The organism is Leifsonia naganoensis (assembly GCF_013410615.1).
GTDB classification, from domain to species: Bacteria; Actinomycetota; Actinomycetes; order Actinomycetales; family Microbacteriaceae; genus Leifsonia; species Leifsonia aquatica.
Genome location: NZ_JACCHJ010000001.1, coordinates 2,709,910 through 2,728,121, shown reverse-complemented (window position 1 = coordinate 2,728,121; position 18,212 = coordinate 2,709,910). Strand labels below are relative to the sequence as shown.

Below are 18,212 nucleotides of genomic sequence, written 5' to 3'. Positions count from 1 at the left end.
CTGGGTCGGGTTCGGGATGGTGGTGGAGTGGGTGTGGAAGCGGAGGGCGAAGAGGGCGCCGCGTCTGCGACGCCCTCTTCGAAGGTTGTGCAGGTCAGCAGGCGCCTGTCTTGACTCCCGCGGTGTCGTTGATGCTGAACGTGTGAGCCGTCGCGTCCGTGTTCCCGGTGCGCGTACCGGAGATGCAGAACGTCGATCCAGTCGTCGTCGGGGCGGTGCTGAGAGTCAGCGTGACGCCGTCCGTCTTCGAGTAGCCGTACTTCGTGAGGTCGGCCAGACCGTTCGTCGGGAGGGCGGTCGCGTTGGGGTTGTCGGTGTAGTAACCGACGATCGCGGTCTTTGCATTCGTGAGATCGGACTTGATCGCCGAGTCCTTGGCGTTGTCCTGGATGCCCAGGTACACGGGGATCGCGATCGCGGCGAGGATGCCGATGATGATCACGACGACGAGGAGCTCGATCAGGGTGAAGCCCTTCTCGCCCTCTTCGAGGAGGCCCTTGCGGCGGGCGTTCAGCTTGCCCATGAGACGGAAGTACATTGCGGTGTCCATTCGGTCGGGGAATGCGGGGTGCGGATGGGAGCGAGACCCGTCCGATGCGCTGATGGTATTTCCGAGCAAATTCTCGGCAGAATCCCACAAAAGGGGGCAATTTCTTTGATAAACCACCCCAGTTATGGGGAGCCCTCGTTCAGGGGATGTACAGCGTGTGAACGCTCACTTGACGAGGCTGGAAATCTGGAAGATGGGCATGTACAGGGCGATCACCATGCCGCCGATGACGACGCCGAGGAAGGCGATCATGAGCGGCTCGATCATCGCCGTCAGCTGCTCGGTCGCCGACGCCACCTCCTGGTCGTAGAAGTCGGCGATCTTGTTCAGCATGGTCTCCAGCGAGCCCGAGTCCTCGCCGACCGCGATCATCTGGGTGACCATGGCGGGGAAGACCGGCTGCTGGGCCAGCGGCCCGGCGATCGACTCGCCCTGCCTCACCGACTCGGCGACCTTCACCAGCGCGTTCTCGATCACCCAGTTCCCTGAGGTCTCCCCCACGATCTTGAGCGCCTGCAGGATCGGCACCCCGGCGCCGATCATGTTCGCGAAATTCCGGCTGAAGCGCGCGACCGCGATCTTCTTCAGCAGCTGCCCGAAGACGGGCATCTTGAGCTTGACCGGATCGACCCGCATCCGCACCTTCTCGGTGTTCTTGTTGCGGGACCACCAGATGCCCCCCGCAACGCCGCCTACGAGCAGCACGGGGGCTATCCACACCATCGCGTGCGACAGCTCCACCAGGATCATCGTGGGCAGCGGCAGCTGCCCACCGAGGCCTTTGAACATGTTCTCGAAGACCGGGACGATGAACAGCAGCATCGCGATCACGGCGACGAGGGACATGATCAACACGATCACCGGATAGGTGAGTGCCGATTTGATGGTGCCGCGGAGCTTCACCTCCTTCTCGAAGTTGAGCGCCACCGCCTCCAACGAGGAGTCCAGGAATCCACCGGTCTCACCGGCACGGATCATGTTGACCATCAGCGGCGGGAAGACATCGCCGTACTTTCGCATCGCGTCGGAGATCGCGACGCCGGCCTCCACGTCATCGCTGACCTTGCCCATGATCGTGGCGAGCTTCTTGTTCTCGGTCTGCTCGGCGATGATGTTCAAGGTCCGGAGGATCGACAGGCCCGAGCCGATCATGGTCGCCATCTGCCGGCTCATGATCGCCAGGTCCTTGAGCTTGACGCCGCTGCCGAACCCGATGTTGATCTCGCGGTTGAGGCCTGTGGCCTCGGCGGACTCCTCGATCGAGATCGGCGAGATGCCCATGGTCCTCAGACGCGACGCCACCGCCGCCTCGCCTGGCGCGTCGATGCGGCCTTTGACGACCTTGCCGTCGCCGTTCCGTCCGCGGTAGGCGAAGGTGGTCGCCCCGGCCATCAGCGCACCTGCCCGGAGAAGCTGTCACCGAAGTCGGGTTCACTGGCGGCGATGGCCTGCGACGACGAGTCGGTCAGAGTGTCGACCCGTTGGATGAGCCGCGTGATGCTCTCCAGGTCGTGCGCCTTGTCCAGGGCTGCCTTGCGCGTGATCGCCCCCACATTGACCAGTTCCGCCAGATGCTGGTCCATCGTGTGCATCCCGTCACCGCGGCCGGCCTGCATGGACGACGCGATCTGATAGGTCTTGCCCTCGCGGATCAGGTTGGCGATGGCGGGGGTCATCATGAGAACCTCGGTGGCGACGACGCGGCCGCGGCCGGAGGCGCGTTTGACGAGGGTCTGGCAGACGACGCCCTGCAGGGTGGCGGCGAGCTGGGCGCGCACCTGGTCCTGCTGGTGGGGCGGGAACACGTCGATGACGCGGTCGATCGTCTGCGGGGCGTCCTGGGTGTGCAGGGTGGCGAAGACGAGGTGGCCGGTCTCGGCGGCCGTCAGGGCCACCGAGATCGTCTCGAGGTCGCGGAGCTCGCCGATGAGGATGACGTCGGGGTCCTGACGGAGTACATGCTTGAGCGCGTTGTTGAAGCTGTGGGTGTCGTGGCCGACCTCACGCTGGTTCACGATGGACCGCTTGTGGGTGTGCATGAACTCGATCGGGTCCTCCACCGTCACGATGTGGTCGGCGCGCGTCGAGTTCACGAGGTCGATGAGGGCGGCAAGGGTCGTCGACTTACCGGAACCGGTCGGGCCGGTCACCAGCACGAGGCCGCGCGGGAGGGTGGAGAACCCGCCGATCTGCTCCGGGACGCCGAGTTCCCGCAGCTGCTTGATCTCGGTCGGGATGAGACGGAACGCGGCGCCGACGGAACCGCGCTGCTGGTAGAAGTTGACGCGGAAGCGGGAGTTCGCCGAGATGGTGAAGGCGAAATCCAGCTCCAGCTCGCGCTTGAAGATCTCGGCCTGGCGCTCGGTCAGGAGGCTGCTGAGCGCGGCGAGGGTCCGCTCGTGCCCCCAGGGCTCGGCCGGCCCGGCCGGAGTGAGCGCGCCGTCGATACGGACCATCGGGGGCGCTCCCACGGTGACATGGAGGTCGGAGGCGCGCTGCAGGACGACCTCGCGCAGCGCGGCCACGAGCTCGGGGTCCGCTTTGGCGAGAGCCTCCCGCTCCGGCGCGGTGAGGGTGGCGACCTCCGACTCGTAGTCGGTGGGCGGGAGCGGCGCAGTGTGAGAGGTCGGCGTCGGATCCGGCTGCACCGCCGCACGCCGCCCGGCGGGGACGAGACGCGGGGCGGGCGTGAGGTCGTCGAGGGAGTAGACGGGGACGGAGGGTGCGGCCGGTGACACGTCGTCGAGCGAGTACACGGGAGCGGCCGGCGGCTGCGGCTCGACCGGCGGTGCGACGTACACCGGCGGGACGACAGGCGGCTCGACCGGCGGCACCGGCAGCGCCACCTGCGGCGCTACCGGCGGCACGAACGTCGGCGGCTGCAGCCCCGGCTCCCCCAGCGGCACCCCCGCTCCCGGCGCCCAGCCGTCCGCAGTAGACCCCGGCGGGATCACCGGGATCTCGTAGAGCGGCTTCGCCGTCGGCGCGGGGTACCCGCCCCAGGCGTTGTCGTCGATCGTCATGTGCCCTCCTAGGCGACCACTCGCAGGATCTCTTCCACGGATGTGAGGCCGAGCTTGGCCTTCTCCCAGCCGTCCGCGCGCAGCGTGAGCATGCCCTGCTCCTGCGCGGCCCGGGCGATCTCGGCGCTCGACGCGCGCTGCACGGCGAGACGCTCGATCTCCTCGGTGACGGCCATGACCTCGTGCACGGCGATACGGCCGCGGTAGCCGGTGTTCGAGCAGGTCGGGCAGCCGACCGGCATGAAGACGGGCGGGACCGGCTCGTCGGCCGGGATGGCGAAGCGCAGGCGGCGCAGGTCGTCGGCGCTGTAGGTCGCCGGCTGCTTGCAGCGGTCGCAGAGGCGGCGGGCGAGGCGCTGGGCGACGACGCAGTCGAGGGCGGACCCGACGAGGAACGGCTCGATGTCCATCTCGGTCAGGCGGGTGACGGCGCTGGGGGCGTCGTTCGTGTGCAGGGTGGAGAGCACGAGGTGGCCGGTCAAGGAGGCCTCGATGGCGATCTGGGCGGTCTCGTGGTCGCGGATCTCGCCCAGCAGCACGACGTCGGGGTCGCTGCGCAGGATGCTGCGGAGCGCGCTCGCGAACGTCAGGCCGGCCTTGGGGTTCACCTGCACCTGGTTGACACCCGGCATCCGGTACTCGACCGGGTCCTCCACCGTGATCACGTTGATCTCGGGCCGGGCGACGGCGTTGAGCGTCGTGTACAAGGTGGTGGACTTGCCGGAGCCGGTCGGGCCGGTGACCAGGATCATCCCGTACGGCTTCGAGTACGAGGCGCGGTAGGTCTCGAAGTTGCGCTCCAGAAGGTTGAGGTCGCGCAGGGTCATCCCGGTGTTCGTGTTGTCCAGGATGCGCATGACGACCTTCTCGCCCCACACTGTCGGCAGCGTCGCGACGCGCAGGTCGATCTGGCGGCCGCCGTGCACGACCGACATGCGGCCGTCCTGTGGTTTGCGCCGCTCGGCGATGTCGATGTCGCTCATGATCTTCAGTCGCGAGATGACACCGTTCTGGATCGCCTTGGGCGCGCTCTGCATCGCGTGCAGCACGCCGTCGATGCGGTAGCGCACGCGCACGTCGTGCTCGGCCGGCTCGATGTGGATGTCGGAGGCGTGGTCCTGGATGGCCTGGCTGACGAGCAGGTTCACGAACCGCACGATCGGGGCGTCGTCGTCCCCGGACTCGGCGATCGCGGTGTCCTGGACGGGCGCGCTCTCCTCCTCGAGCGTCGTCGTCAGGTCGCTCAGCTCGTCGTCCGCGCGCACGTAGCGGTCGATCGCGGCGAGCAGGTCCGGCATGTCGGCCACGGCCGGGGCCACGCTCATCCGGGAGGCGGCGCGCACGTCGTCGATGGCGAACACATTGCCGGGGTCGGCCATCGCGAGGATCACGGTGCCGTCCTGCACGCCGATCGGCAGCACCACGTGCCGGCGGCACAGCGGGCCGGGAATGAGGCCGACGGCCGCACGGTCGACGGGGTAGTCGCCGAGCTCGACGAACGGCAGACCCGACTGCGCGGCGCGCGCCCGCGCGACCTGGCCAGGCGTGATGGCGCCGCGCGCGAGCAGCTCGCGGACCGTCGACTCGTCGGCGGCGGGCTCGCCGGACACCGAGTCCAGGTACTCGATCGGCAGATGGCCGTGGAGGATCAGGATCTCTGTCATGGACGCCACGGGGACCTCCTCGTGCGGGGGCTACCGTCGACCGGGTCGGGCGCGTCGGCGGACCGCGCCGTCACCGGGCGAGATCCGGAGGCGGCGAAGCGATGTCACCGTATTCCCGCCGGTCGGGCGGGTGACAGCCCCGCTTACAGGTGCCCCGCGCAGGGGTGCCACGCACGCGGGGGTCAGACCCGACCCACCGCCGACGGGAGGCGGCGGTGACGGATCAGCCGAAGATCCGCGTCACGAGGAGCGGCGTGTAGGTCTCCGGACCGGCGTTCACCCAGTCGGAGGCGATCCAGAGGCCGTCCCTGAAGAAATGAGACTCGCCGCTTACGTTGCCTGTGCCGTCGTTCGTGTTCACCAGGCACCAGCGGCCCGCGGTGTAGTCCGTGCAGGTCCACCCCGTATCGGGATCGGATGCCAGGTCGGTCATGCGGGCGAGCGCCGCCTGCTGCGTGGCCGCATCCACCTTCCGCACCTGTGTGATGAGGAAGACCTCACCGGGGCCTGACGCCTTGGTCCAATCGCACAGCAGCCCGGGATCGGACGAGAGGATCTTCGCGAGATCCGGATCGAACGTACCGTACCCGTTGTCGACCTTGCGCTCGTTTCCCGGCTCCTGCAGCCACGCCGGATTGAGCGCGAGGAAGCCGTCCGGTGAGATCTGTGCCTTGAGTCCGGGGGTGAAGAGATCGTCGCAGCTCGTCGGCATCGCACCGGGAGTGGAGGTCAAAGCCGGCGCCGAGGCGGTCGGCGTCGGAGAGACCGATGGCGTGGCCGGGGTCGCCGCGCCCTGTCCGGTGCACCCGCTCAGACCGATGACCGCCGTCGCCAGGACCGCTCCTGCGACGAGAACGTGACTCCCCCACCGACCGCGCATGCGCCCACCCTACCGGGAGGCTCAGCGGCGGCGCAGATCTCCGCGGCGGCTGGCGAGGTAGATGAGCACGCCGGCGATCACCGCGCACCCCATCGTCGTCAGCCAGTACGGGAGGGAGCCCGCGGCGTTGCCGGAGGTCGCCTGCACGATGCCGAGGACGAAGCTGACGATGGCGATCACGAACACGACACCGGCGCAGCCGACCATCGCACGGCCGGTCGAATCGGTGTACTCGAGGAGCTGACGCCACATGCTCCCATTCTCCCCTACCCGCGGCGGCCGGGGTGACGCACGCCGGAAACGAGGAAGGCCCCCGGCGCGATGCGCCGAGGGCCTTCGATCGTACGGAACCGTTAGTTGTAGGTGCCGGGGGTGTAGTCGTCCGAGCTGAAGCTGTCGAAGTCGACGAAGCTCAGGTCGTTCTCGCTGAACGCGGAGTCGTCGGCGAAGATGCGGTTGGGGTACCGCTCCGCCTTGGCCTCCTCCGTCGCCTCCACGGTGACGTTCCGGTAGCGCGACAGGCCGGTGCCGGCCGGGATGAGCTTACCGATGATGACGTTCTCCTTGAGACCGATCAGCGGGTCGGACTTGCCCTCCATGGCCGCCTGCGTCAGGACGCGGGTGGTCTCCTGGAAGGACGCGGCCGACAGCCACGACTCGGTCGCCAGCGACGCCTTGGTGATACCCATGACCTCCTGACGCGCCGAGGCCGTCTTCTTGCCCTCCTGGAGCGTCGCACGGTTGATCTCGTTGTACTTCGACCGGTCGACGAGCTCACCCGGGAGCAGGTCGGTGTCGCCGTGGTCGACGACGGTGACCTTGCGGAGCATCTGGCGGACGATGACCTCGATGTGCTTGTCGTGGATCGGCACACCCTGCGAGCGGTAGACGCCCTGCACGCCGCCCACCAGGTGCTTCTGCACCTCGCGGACGCCCTTGACCCGGAGGACCTCCTTCGGGTCGACCGTGCCGACGATCAGCTGCTGCCCGAGCTCGACGCGCTGTCCGTCCTCCACCAGGAGGGTCGAACGCTTCAGCACCGGGTAGATGTGCGGCTCGTCGCCGTTGTCGGGGGTCAGGACGACCTTGCGGGACTTGTCCGTCTCCTCGATGACGATGCGACCTGCGGCCTCGGCGATCGGGGACGCACCCTTGGGGGTACGGGCCTCGAACAGCTCCTGGACGCGCGGCAGACCCTGGGTGATGTCGTCCGCGGAGGCCGAACCACCGGTGTGGAAGGTACGCATGGTCAGCTGGGTACCGGGCTCACCGATCGACTGGGCGGCGATGATGCCGACCGCCTCGCCGATGTCCACCAGCTTGCCGGTCGCGAGCGAACGGCCGTAGCAGGCGGCGCAGACGCCGACCGCGGACTCGCAGGTCAGGACGGAGCGGACCTTGATGTCGGTCACACCGGCCGCGACCAGCTTGTCGATGAGCACGTCGCCCACGTCGTCACCGGCGGCGGCGACCACGGTGCCGTCGGGCGAGACCGCGTCAGCGGCCAGCGTCCGGGCGAACACCGAGTTCTCCACGTTCGGGTCACGGGTGAGGGTGCCGTCCTCGCCGACCGTCGCGATCGGGAGGTCGAGGCCCTTGGTCGTGCCGCAGTCGTCCTCGCGGATGATGACATCCTGCGAGACGTCCACCAGACGACGGGTCAGGTAACCCGAGTCGGCCGTACGGAGAGCCGTGTCGGCCAGACCCTTACGGGCACCGTGCGTCGCGATGAAGTACTCCGCCACCGACAGACCCTCGCGGTACGAGGAGATGATCGGGCGCGGGATGATCTCACCCTTCGGGTTGTTCACCAGACCACGCATACCGGCGATGTTGCGCACCTGCAGCCAGTTACCACGGGCACCGGAGGTGACCATGCGGTTGATGGTGTTGTCGGCCGGGAAGTTGGCGCGCATGGCCTCGGCCACCTCGTTGGTCGCCTCGGTCCACAGCTTCACCAGCTCCTGACGACGCTCGAGGTCGGTCGTGAGACCCTTCTCGAACTCCGCGGTGATCTTGGCGGCCTTCTTCTCGTAGCCGGCCACGATCTGGGGCTTGTTCGGCGGCGTGAGGATGTCGCTCAGTGCGACGGTCACGCCGGAACGGGTGCCCCAGTAGAAGCCGGCGTCCTTGATCCGGTCGAGCGCCGCGGCGACCTCCACCTTCGGGTACCGCTCGGCGAGGGCGTTCACGATCGACGAGATCATGCCCTTGTCGGCGACGGCCTCCACGTAGGGGTAGTCGGCCGGGAGCGTCTCGTTGAAGAGGGCGCGGCCCAGCGTGGTCTCGACGATCGCGGTGATCGGCTCGGCACCCGTGTCCGCCGCGTCGGACGGCACGTAGTTGTCGAGACGGATCTTCACGGTCGCGTTCAGGTGCAGCGAGCCCTGGTCCTTCGCGAGGATCGCCTCGGAGACCGAGGAGAACGCGCGACCCTCGCCCACAGCACCCTCGCGGACGGTGGTGAGGTGGTGCAGACCGATGATCATGTCCTGCGAGGGCAGGGTGACCGGGCGGCCGTCGGACGGCTTCAGGATGTTGTTCGAGGCGAGCATCAGGATGCGGGCCTCGGCCTGGGCCTCCACCGACAGCGGGAGGTGGACAGCCATCTGGTCGCCGTCGAAGTCCGCGTTGAACGCGGCGCAGACGAGCGGGTGCAGCTGAATGGCCTTGCCCTCGACGAGCTGGGGCTCGAACGCCTGGATGCCGAGACGGTGCAGCGTGGGCGCACGGTTCAGCAGCACGGGGCGCTCGCGGATGATCTCCTCGAGCACGTCCCACACCTGCGGACGCGAACGCTCCACCATGCGCTTGGCGGCCTTGATGTTCTGAGCGTGGCTCAGGTCGATCAGGCGCTTGATCACGAACGGCTTGAACAGCTCCAGGGCCATCTGCTTGGGCAGACCGCACTGGTGCAGCTTGAGCTGCGGACCGACGATGATGACCGAACGGCCCGAGTAGTCGACGCGCTTTCCGAGCAGGTTCTGGCGGAAGCGACCCTGCTTGCCCTTCAGCATGTCGCTGAGGGACTTGAGGGCGCGGTTGCCGGTACCGGTGACGGGGCGACCACGACGGCCGTTGTCGAACAGGGCGTCGACGGCCTCCTGCAGCATCCGCTTCTCGTTGTTCACGATGATCTCGGGGGCTCCGAGGTCGAGCAGACGGCGCAGACGGTTGTTGCGGTTGATCACGCGACGGTAGAGGTCGTTCAGGTCGCTGGTCGCGAAGCGGCCACCGTCGAGCTGCACCATCGGGCGCAGCTCCGGCGGGATGACCGGGACGACGTCGAGCACCATCGCGGCCGGCGAGTTGCCGGTCGCGAGGAACGACGAGACCACGCGCAGACGCTTGATCGCGCGGATCTTCTTCTGGCCCTTGCCGTTGGCGATCTGCTCGCGGAGCAGCTCGGCCTCGGCGGCCAGGTCGAAGGCCAGCAGACGGCGCTTGATCGACTCGGCGCCCATGTAGGCCTCGAAGTACAGGCCGTACCGGTCGACGAGCTCGTTGAAGTCCGCGTCCTCGGGCTTGAGGTCGCCGACCTTGAGGGTGCGGAAGGACTCCCACACGCGCTCCAGACGGGCGATGTCCTCGTCGAAGGACTTGCGGATCTGGCCCATCTCCTTCTCCGCCGCGTCCTTGACGCGACGCTTCTGGTCGGCCTTGGCGCCCTCCTCCTCGAGCGCTGCGAGGTCGACCTCGAGGCGCTGGAGGCGCTCGGCGACCCGGGAGTCGCGCTGGTCGGACAGCGTCTTGACCTCGAGGCGGAGCTCGTTCTCGAGTCCGGGCATGTCGGAGTGACGGCCCTCCTCGTCGACGTCGATCACCATGTAGGCGGCGAAGTAGATGACCTTCTCGAGGTCCTTCGGCGCCATGTCGAGCAGGTAGCCGAGACGGCTGGGCACGCCCTTGAAGTACCAGATGTGCGTGACCGGGGCCGCGAGCTCGATGTGGCCCATGCGCTCACGACGGACGGAGGACTTGGTGACCTCCACGCCGCAGCGCTCGCACACGATGCCCTTGAAGCGGACGCGCTTGTACTTGCCGCACGAGCACTCCCAGTCGCGCGACGGTCCGAAGATCTGCTCTCCGAAGAGACCGTCCTTCTCCGGCTTCAGCGTGCGGTAGTTGATGGTCTCCGGCTTCTTGACCTCGCCGTAGCTCCAGCGACGGATGTCGTCAGCGGTGGCCAGTCCGATACGCAGCTCATCAAAAGTTGTTGCGTCGAGCAATGTTCACTCTCTCCTGTAAAGAATTCGTCAGGTGGGTCTGGCTACCGGGTCAGATCTCGTCGATGGACGAGGACTCGAAGCGGGAGGAGATGTTGATGCCGAGCTCTTCCGCCGCGCGGAAGGCCTCGTCGTCCGCGTCCCGCAGGCTGACCTGCTGGCCGTCGGCCGAGAGCACCTCCACGTTCAGGCAGAGCGACTGCATCTCCTTGATGAGGACCTTGAAGGACTCGGGGATGCCCGGCTCCTGGATGTTCTCACCCTTGACGATGGCCTCGTAGACCTTGACGCGGCCGAGGATGTCATCCGACTTGATGGTCAGGAGCTCCTGCAGCGCGTACGCGGCACCGTAGGCCTCGAGGGCCCACACCTCCATCTCACCGAATCGCTGTCCACCGAACTGCGCCTTACCACCGAGCGGCTGCTGGGTGATCATCGAGTACGGACCGGTCGAACGGGCGTGGATCTTGTCGTCGACCAGGTGGTGCAGCTTCAGGATGTACATGTAGCCGACCGAGATCGGGTCCGGGTACGGCTCGCCGGAGCGGCCGTCGAAGAGCTGCGTCTTGCCGGAGGATCCGATCAGGCGGTCGCCGTCGCGGGTCGGGAAGGTCGAGTCGAGCAGACCTGCGATCTCCTCCTCCTTCGCACCGTCGAACACCGGGGTCGCGACCTTGGTGCCGGGGGCTGCGCTGAACGCGGCCTCGGGCAGCTCGGCGGCCCACTTGGGCTTGCCCTTGACCTCCCAGCCGTTCTGGGCGATCCACCCGAGGTGGATCTCGAGCACCTGGCCGAAGTTCATTCGACCGGGCACGCCCAGCGGGTTGAGGATCACGTCGACCGGGGTGCCGTCCGCGAGGAACGGCATGTCCTCGACGGGCAGGATCTTCGAGATGACGCCCTTGTTGCCGTGACGGCCGGCGAGCTTGTCGCCCGCGGTGATCTTGCGCTTCTGGGCGATGTAGACCACGACGCGCTGGTTGACGCCCGAGCCGAGCTCGTCGTCGCCGTCCTGCGAGTCGAAGACCTTGACACCGATGATCGTGCCCTCTTCACCGTGGGGAACCTTGAGCGAGGTGTCGCGCACCTCGCGGCTCTTCTCGTTGAAGATCGCGCGGAGCAGGCGCTCCTCGGCCGACAGCTCGGTCTCGCCCTTCGGCGTGACCTTGCCGACGAGGATGTCGCCGGGGCGGACCTCGGCGCCGATGCGGATGATGCCGCGCTCGTCGAGGTCGGCCAGGAGGTCCGGGCTGACGTTCGGGAGGTCGCGGGTGATCTCCTCCTTGCCGAGCTTGGTATCGCGGGCGTCGACCTCGTACTCCTCGATGTGGATCGAGGAGAGGGTGTCGTCCTTCACCAGGTTCTGGCTGAGGATGATCGCGTCCTCGAAGTTGTGACCCTCCCACGGCATGAACGCGATGAGCAGGTTCTTGCCGAGCGCGAGCTCGCCGTTCTCGGTCGCGGGGCCGTCGGCGACGACCTCTCCGACCTCGATGCGGTCGCCCTCGTCCACGATCACGCGGTGGTTGTACGACGTGCCCTGGTTGGAGCGGTCGAACTTGCGCAGGTAGTAGGTCTTGATCGTGCCGTCGTCCGCCTGGACGGTGACCGCGTCGGCCGAGACCTCGGTGACGACACCGGACTTCTCGGCCGTGACAACGTCACCGGCGTCGATGGCCGCGAAGCCCTCCATACCGGTACCGACGACCGGGCTCTCCGAGCGGAGCAGCGGCACCGCCTGGCGCTGCATGTTCGCACCCATGAGGGCTCGGTTGGCGTCGTCGTGCTCGAGGAACGGGATCAGGGAGGTACCCACCGACACCATCTGGCGCGGGGAGACGTCCATGTAGCCGATCTCGTCGGCGGGGACGAGGTCGACCTCGCCGCCCTTCTGCCGGGCGAGGACGCGCTCCTCGGTGAAGTGGCCGCTCGGGTCGAGCGGGGCGTTGGCCTGCGCAACGACGAAGTCGTCCTCCTCGGACGCGGTCAGGTAATCGATCTGGTCGGTGACCCGGCCCTCGACGACCTTGCGGTACGGCGTCTCGATGAAGCCGAACGAGTTGATGCGCGCGAACGACGCGAGCGAGCCGATCAGACCGATGTTCGGGCCTTCCGGGGTCTCGATCGGGCACATGCGGCCGTAGTGCGACGGGTGGACGTCGCGGACCTCGACGCCGGCGCGCTCACGGCTCAGACCACCCGGGCCGAGGGCCGAGAGGCGGCGCTTGTGGGTCAGACCCGCGAGCGGGTTGTTCTGGTCCATGAACTGCGACAGCTGCGACGTTCCGAAGAACTCCTTGATCGCGGCGACGACGGGGCGCACGTTGATCAGGGTCTGCGGCGTGATCGCCTCGATGTCCTGCGTGGTCATGCGCTCGCGGACGACGCGCTCCATGCGGGAGAGACCGGTGCGGACCTGGTTCTGGATGAGCTCGCCGACGGCGCGGATACGACGGTTGCCGAAGTGGTCGATGTCGTCGACGTCGAGACGGATCTCGGCGGGCTGGCCGTTGCGGAGACCCTTGAACGTGGTCTGGCCGTCGTGCAGGGAGACCAGGTACTTGATCGTCGCGATGATGTCCTGGACGGTCAGCACCGAGTCCGACAGCGGAGCCTCGAGGCCCAGCTTGCGGTTGATCTTGTAACGGCCGACCTTCGCGAGGTCGTAGCGCTTCGGGTTGAAGTAGAAGTTGTCGAGGAGCGCACGCGCAGCCTCGGCGGCGACCTGCTCACCCGGACGCAGCTTGCGGTAGATGTCCTTGAGCGCCTCCTCCTTGGTGAGGATGGCGTCCTTCTCGAGGGTCAGCTCGATCGACTGGAAGCCCGCGAACTCGGAGAGGATCTCCTCGCTGGTCAGACCGAGCGCCTTGAGGAAGACGGTGACGGACTGCTTGCGCTTGCGGTCGATGCGCACGCCCACCTGGTCGCGCTTGTCGATCTCGAACTCGAGCCACGCACCGCGGCTCGGGATGACGCGCGCCGAGTAGATGTCCTTGTCGCTGGTCTTGTCGGCCGTGGCCTCGAAGTAGACGCCCGGCGAGCGGACGAGCTGCGACACGACGACACGCTCGGTGCCGTTGATGATGAAGGTGCCTCGCTCCGTCATGAGCGGGAAGTCGCCCATGAAGACCGTCTGAGTCTTGATCTCACCGGTGAGGTGGTTCATGAACTCGGCCTCGACGTAGAGCGGGGCGGCGTAGGTCTTGCCCTTCTCCTTGCACTCGTCGATCGAGTACTTCTTCTCCTCGAGGAACGGGTTGGTGAACGAGAGCTGCATGGTCTCGCCGAGGTCCTCGATGGGGGAGATCTCCTCGAAGATCTCCTCGAGGCCGGTGCTACCGGGCAGATCCTGGCGACCCTGGGCATCGGCTTCGGCGACGCGGGCCTTCCACGCGTCGTTGCCGACCAGCCAGTCGAAGCTCTCGGTCTGCAAAGCGAGCAGATCGGGAACCGTCAGGGTGTCCGTGATCTTGGCGAACGAGAGACGGGATGCGCCTCGTCCGTTCTTGGGTGTCTTGTCAGTGTTGGTTGCGTTGCGCGCAGCAGCCAAGGAAATAACCTCCGTGGACCCCGCCGGGCCCGTTACTGTCGGTCAGTGATGATGTCGGTGTGAGGACGAGTGTTGAATGAACAACCACTCCCAGCAGTCGCGGACGCCGTATCTGACCCGGATGAAGGGGCCCAGACGCGCGCGGGGAAAGACGAAGCCGACCGCAATATGAAGGCGAAAGATCTGACTGGGAGCGCAAAGAACAACTATATGTCAAAAGGGCGCGCCGTGTCCAGTCTTTTCTTGACCGGGAGTGGGAGTGTGCTGTATAACCCCGCGCGGACCGTTCCTATTCCGCCGGGATCCGCGGAATCCCGGGCTTCTCAGCGCCGCGCCGGGAGGGTGTCGACCGTCGCGGCGAGCGCCGTTTCGCGCGATCGGGGCTCCCAGCCGAGCAGGGTCCGCGCCTTTTCGGAGGTCGCGCGGCGCCGCACCCCGATGTCGGGCAGGGCGTCGCGGACGGTCCGGCTGAGCGGCGCGGCGACGCGCAGCATCCACTCGGGCATGACCTTGGTCGGGACGCGCCGGCCGGCGTCCTCCCCGAGGCGGCCCCGGATGAACCGCGCGACCTGCGGGGCGCTCATCACCTCCCCCGCGATGGCGAGGAAGCGCTGCCCGGCCGCCTCGGGCCTCGTCATGGCGAGCACGTGGAGGGCCGCGACGTCGCGCACGTCGACGATCCCGAACCAGACGTCCGGGAGGCGCGGGAGGCGGCCGTCGCGCACCAGCCGGATCAGCTCGATCGAGCTGGAGACGTCGGGCCCGAGCACCGGGCCGAGGATCCCCACGGGATTGACCGTCGCCAGCTGCAGCGCCCCGCCCTCCCGTTCCACGAAGGTCCAGGCCGCGCGCTCGGCGATCGTCTTCGACCGCGCGTAGGGGCTGACCGGCCGTCCGCTGTCGAGCTCGGTCCAGTCCTGCTCGGTGAAGGCGCGCTCCGTCGGCGGGTGGCCGTAGCCGATCGCCGCGAACGAGGACGTCTGCACGACCCGCTCCACGCCGGCGTCCCGTGCGGCGCGAAGCACGCGGAGGGCGCCGTCGCGGGCGGGGACGATCAGCTCGTCCGGATCCTTGGGCTGGCGCGTGGGGAACGGGGAGGCGACGTGGAGCACGTACCGGCATCCCTCGACCGCCTCGTCCCAGCCGGTGTCGGCGGTCAGGTCCGCGATCGCGAAGGTCAGGCGCTCGTCCGGCTCGTCGATGCCCGCGACGGCGAGCTGCGCGCGCACGTCGGCGGCGCGTGCCGGGGACCGCACGGTGGCGCGGACGTCGTACCCGGCTTCGAGCAGCGTCGCCGTGCAGTGGGCGCCGACGAAGCCCGACCCGCCCGTCACCAGCACCCGGTCCGCCATGTGCCCATCCTCCTCCCCCGCCGCGGCGTGCGGTAGTCGCGGGCGGCAGCGTCAGGAGCGGGAGCGTCAGGAGCGGACGAGGGCGATCGCCTGGGCGCGGTCGCGGACCGCGAGCTTCGCGAAGATCGCGTTGATGTGCGTCTTCACGGTCGCCACGCTGACGAAAAGGGCCGCCGCGATCTCGGGGTTGCTCCGGCCGTCGCCGACGAGCGCGAGGACCTCCGCCTCCCGCGGGGTGAGGGCGGGGAAGCGGGCGACGAGAGCGGCCGCGGGCGAGACGGCGGGAGCAGGAGCGGCGGGCGGCGCGGAGATGAGGGAGCTGACGATGCGCGCGCCGACCTCCGGCGCGAAGGTGGACTGCCCGCTCGCGACGGCGCGGACAGCGGCGGCGAGCTCGGCCCGGCCTGCGTCCTTCGTCAGGTAGCCGCGCGCGCCCGCACGGAGCGCGGAGAGGATGGACTCGTCGTCGGCGTAGGTCGTGAGCACGAGCACGGCGGTGCCCGGAGCGTCCCGGGCGATGCGCTCGGTGGCCGCGACGCCGTCCACGCCGGGCATCCGCAGATCCATCAGGGCGACGTCCGGGCGCTGCGCCACGGCGAGCGCGACCGCCTGCTCGCCGTCCGCGGCCTCCCCCACCACCTCGATGTCGGGCAGCAGCCCGAGCACGGTGACGAGGCCGTCGCGGATGATCGCCTGGTCGTCCGCGACGATCACCCGGATCGAGCGCTGCGGGTCGCTCATGCGAGCCTCGCCTCGGCCGTCACGACGAACCGCTCGCCGTCAGAGCCGGCGATGGCCGCTCCACCGAGCGGGAGGGCGGCGAAGCGCTCGCGCATCCCCTCGAGGCCGTGGCCGCCGCCGCTGCGGGCGAGGGCGCCTCCGGACGCGGCCGGGAGCGGGTTGGAGATGCGGAGGGTCACCCGGTCATCCTGCCAGGCAAGGTCGGCGCGCACCGGCTGGCCGGGCGCGTGTTTGCGGGCGTTGCTCAGCGCCTCCTGCAGGGCACGGCGGAGCGCGGCGGCCTGCGCGGCGGAGAGCGTTCTCGGTGCGCCCGCGACGGTCAGCTCGGCCGCGCCGCCGAGGGCGCGGTGTGCGCCGATCAGGTCGTCCAGCGCGACGGCGAACGCCTCTGGTTCGACAGGGGCGGCGACGACGGAGTCGGGATCCCGCAACGCCGCGACCGCGCGTCGTGCGTCGGCGAGGCCGTCGGCGGCGAGGCCGCGGGCGTCGACGACCCGGTGGCGCGCCCGGTCGACCTCACCCGCCTCCAATAGTGCGTCCACGGCGTCGAGCTGGACGACCAGGCCGCCGAGGCTGTGCGCGAGCACGTCGTGGAGGTCGCGGGCGAGGGTGATCCTGGCCGCCTCCTCCCGCATCGTGGCGTCCCGTTCGCGGAGCAGCGAGGCCTGCTCCTCCGAGCGGCGGAACTGGCGGCGGCTGAGCCCGGCGAACACGGCCAGCAGCACGCCGGCCAGCTCGCCGAGGAGGGCGGCCACGGGGGTGTCGAAGGGGAGCGCCCCCGCGACGACCAGCACCACGCTGCCGGCGGCAACGGCGATCCCGAGCAGGAGCGGGCGGCGGAGGTCGCCGACGAGCGCCAGGATCGCCACGATCACCGGCACGACGGCGATCCCGTCGGTGGCCGGCGTCACGATCGCACCTGCCGCCGCGGAGACCAGAGCGAGCACCAGGGCAGTCCGGCGGGCCTCCAGCACGGCGCACACGCTTCGCGCCACCCAGGCGGCGACCGCGAGGAGGCCGACCACGAGCGCCCACGTCGGCTGCTCACCCGCGTGCGGTCCGGCGATCGAGTACGCCACGAAGCCGGCGCCCACGACGTTGAGCGTGAGCGCCAGCCAGCCGGGCCAGGTCGAAGAGGTCACAGCACCATCATGCTGCGAGCGCCCGGTGCCGATCGAGACGCGCCGCGAAGACCGCGGTCCGTGCGGCGCGGTTCGCCGCGAAGACCAGCAGGATCATCCCGGTCGCGGCGGCGAGGTGCGAGCCCGCCTGCGCCGCCACGACGTCCACCCCGACGCGGACCGCGATGACCGCCACCCACAGCAGGAGGCCCAGCACACCGGTCCGCGACTCGTATTCGGCGATGTCGCGGCCGTCCTTGCCCGTCGCCATCGGCTGCGCGAGCGGACGGAAGTGCGCGATCGCACCCATCCACGCGCCGACGCCCAGCGACAGCAGGAGCTCGCCGACGACGATGGCCAGGTCCAGCGCGCTCAGCTCCGTGGGCTTCACCTGCTGCACGAGCAGCACGGCGCCGACGACAGCGAGGATGCCGGGCCCCCGCCACATGCGCGCCACGACGACGGGCCGCCAGACGAGCTGCTTGTATCCCACCCATCCGATGAGCAGCAGGATGAGCACCGCGTTCCCGAGCGTCTGAACCGTCATGACGAGCCTTCCCGGCCGGAGCCTCCGACCTACCCCTCCAGCGTGCCGTCGCGCTGCCCGCGGCGGCACCGCCCTGGGGTGGAGAGCGGGTGGAGATCGCGAGGGTGGAGGGCACTCCAGAGCATGCTGGTATTTAACCTTCCCGATCCTGGACTTCGCATGCGGACTTCTGCATATTGAAAGAGCAGGCAACGAGGCCTGCAGGAATCACGAGAGGGGTAATCGTGAAGAAACGAATCAAGGTCGCCATCGGAATCAGCTTGGCGGCGGTGTTCGCGGCAGTCGGATCGACGGCCGCGAGCGCGACGACCTCCTACCCGGAGGGCGGGGTGTGGAACTACGGAGTCAAGTGGGGCGGGGGTGGCACGGACTTCGTGTACTCGGACTACTTCCACGGGTCCCGCAGTCACAAGGCATCCGCCTGCAACACCGGCGGATGCAACGCAACCGGCTGGATCAACGGGGGCTACTGGGCGAATGCCCCGTGGCGCGTAGCCGGCACGTGGGGAAACACCTCGTACTACGACGTCCGCTGAGAAGGCTGCGGTAGCGCCGCGA

General features: G+C 68.6%; 13 protein-coding genes. 1 reads left to right on the top strand and 12 read right to left on the bottom strand.

Features of this window, described 5'->3' with window-relative positions; all coding sequences use genetic code 11:
* Nucleotides 1-94: 94 nt before the first annotated feature.
* The 12 genes from HNR14_RS21185 to HNR14_RS13100 all read right to left on the bottom strand — a co-directional run bounded on the left by HNR14_RS21185 (nt 95) and on the right by HNR14_RS13100 (nt 17,654).
* Nucleotides 95-538, bottom strand: coding sequence for a type II secretion system protein (locus tag HNR14_RS21185; RefSeq protein WP_179701423.1), 444 nt, complete (start codon nt 536-538; stop codon nt 95-97).
* A 177-nt stretch (nt 539-715) separates the two neighbouring features.
* Nucleotides 716-1,942 (bottom strand): type II secretion system F family protein, encoded by a 1,227-nt coding sequence (locus tag HNR14_RS13150; RefSeq protein WP_021765480.1) that lies wholly within the window; start codon nt 1,940-1,942, stop codon nt 716-718.
* Nucleotides 1,942-3,573 carry a PilT/PilU family type 4a pilus ATPase gene (locus HNR14_RS13145; RefSeq protein ID WP_281371289.1) on the bottom strand — a complete coding sequence of 544 codons (1,632 nt, stop codon included), beginning with the start codon at nt 3,571-3,573 and terminating at the stop codon, nt 1,942-1,944. The genes HNR14_RS13150 and HNR14_RS13145 overlap by 1 nt, the downstream gene beginning before the upstream one ends.
* Nucleotides 3,574-3,581: 8 nt before the next feature.
* Nucleotides 3,582-5,246, bottom strand: coding sequence for a GspE/PulE family protein (locus tag HNR14_RS13140; protein WP_343064484.1), 1,665 nt, complete (start codon nt 5,244-5,246; stop codon nt 3,582-3,584).
* Nucleotides 5,247-5,460: 214 nt separating this feature from the next.
* Complete coding sequence (locus HNR14_RS13135) at nt 5,461-6,117, bottom strand: hypothetical protein (protein WP_179701422.1); 657 nt, start codon at nt 6,115-6,117, stop codon at nt 5,461-5,463.
* A gap of 21 nt (nt 6,118-6,138) precedes the next feature.
* The gene (locus HNR14_RS13130) at nt 6,139-6,369 is read right to left on the bottom strand and encodes a hypothetical protein (RefSeq protein ID WP_021762453.1); all 231 of its coding nucleotides are present in this window, start codon (nt 6,367-6,369) and stop codon (nt 6,139-6,141) included.
* A gap of 101 nt (nt 6,370-6,470) precedes the next feature.
* Nucleotides 6,471-10,346 (bottom strand): DNA-directed RNA polymerase subunit beta', encoded by a 3,876-nt coding sequence (gene rpoC, locus HNR14_RS13125; protein WP_021762454.1) that lies wholly within the window; start codon nt 10,344-10,346, stop codon nt 6,471-6,473.
* A gap of 49 nt (nt 10,347-10,395) precedes the next feature.
* Entirely contained in the window at nt 10,396-13,893 is a 3,498-nt protein-coding gene (gene rpoB, locus HNR14_RS13120; RefSeq protein ID WP_039921783.1) for a DNA-directed RNA polymerase subunit beta, read from the bottom strand.
* 323 nt (nt 13,894-14,216) lie between these two features.
* Nucleotides 14,217-15,245 carry an SDR family oxidoreductase gene (locus HNR14_RS13115; protein ID WP_179701421.1) on the bottom strand — a complete coding sequence of 343 codons (1,029 nt, stop codon included), beginning with the start codon at nt 15,243-15,245 and terminating at the stop codon, nt 14,217-14,219.
* 66 nt (nt 15,246-15,311) lie between these two features.
* Nucleotides 15,312-15,986, bottom strand: a complete 675-nt coding sequence (locus HNR14_RS13110) for a response regulator transcription factor (RefSeq protein ID WP_179701420.1) — start codon at nt 15,984-15,986, stop codon at nt 15,312-15,314.
* Nucleotides 15,983-17,128 carry a histidine kinase gene (locus HNR14_RS13105; RefSeq protein WP_179701419.1) on the bottom strand — a complete coding sequence of 382 codons (1,146 nt, stop codon included), beginning with the start codon at nt 17,126-17,128 and terminating at the stop codon, nt 15,983-15,985. The genes HNR14_RS13110 and HNR14_RS13105 overlap by 4 nt, the downstream gene beginning before the upstream one ends.
* Nucleotides 17,129-17,135: 7 nt before the next feature.
* Nucleotides 17,136-17,654 carry a hypothetical protein gene (locus tag HNR14_RS13100; RefSeq protein ID WP_021765567.1) on the bottom strand — a complete coding sequence of 173 codons (519 nt, stop codon included), beginning with the start codon at nt 17,652-17,654 and terminating at the stop codon, nt 17,136-17,138.
* A gap of 224 nt (nt 17,655-17,878) precedes the next feature.
* Here HNR14_RS13100 and HNR14_RS13095 point away from each other — a divergent pair, with 224 nt between their 5' ends.
* Complete coding sequence (locus tag HNR14_RS13095) at nt 17,879-18,190, top strand: lactococcin 972 family bacteriocin (RefSeq protein WP_218875043.1); 312 nt, start codon at nt 17,879-17,881, stop codon at nt 18,188-18,190.
* Nucleotides 18,191-18,212: the final 22 nt, after the last annotated feature.

Coding starts and splice junctions, on each gene's coding strand:
- HNR14_RS21185 (WP_179701423.1), bottom strand. CDS start 538: ATGTACTTCCGTCTCATGGGCAAGCTGAACGCCCGCCGCAAGGGCCTC.
- HNR14_RS13150 (WP_021765480.1), bottom strand. CDS start 1,942: ATGGCCGGGGCGACCACCTTCGCCTACCGCGGACGGAACGGCGACGGC.
- HNR14_RS13145 (WP_281371289.1), bottom strand. CDS start 3,573: ATGACGATCGACGACAACGCCTGGGGCGGGTACCCCGCGCCGACGGCG.
- HNR14_RS13135 (WP_179701422.1), bottom strand. CDS start 6,117: ATGCGCGGTCGGTGGGGGAGTCACGTTCTCGTCGCAGGAGCGGTCCTG.
- HNR14_RS13130 (WP_021762453.1), bottom strand. CDS start 6,369: ATGTGGCGTCAGCTCCTCGAGTACACCGATTCGACCGGCCGTGCGATG.
- HNR14_RS13115 (WP_179701421.1), bottom strand. CDS start 15,245: ATGGCGGACCGGGTGCTGGTGACGGGCGGGTCGGGCTTCGTCGGCGCC.
- HNR14_RS13110 (WP_179701420.1), bottom strand. CDS start 15,986: ATGAGCGACCCGCAGCGCTCGATCCGGGTGATCGTCGCGGACGACCAG.
- HNR14_RS13100 (WP_021765567.1), bottom strand. CDS start 17,654: ATGACGGTTCAGACGCTCGGGAACGCGGTGCTCATCCTGCTGCTCATC.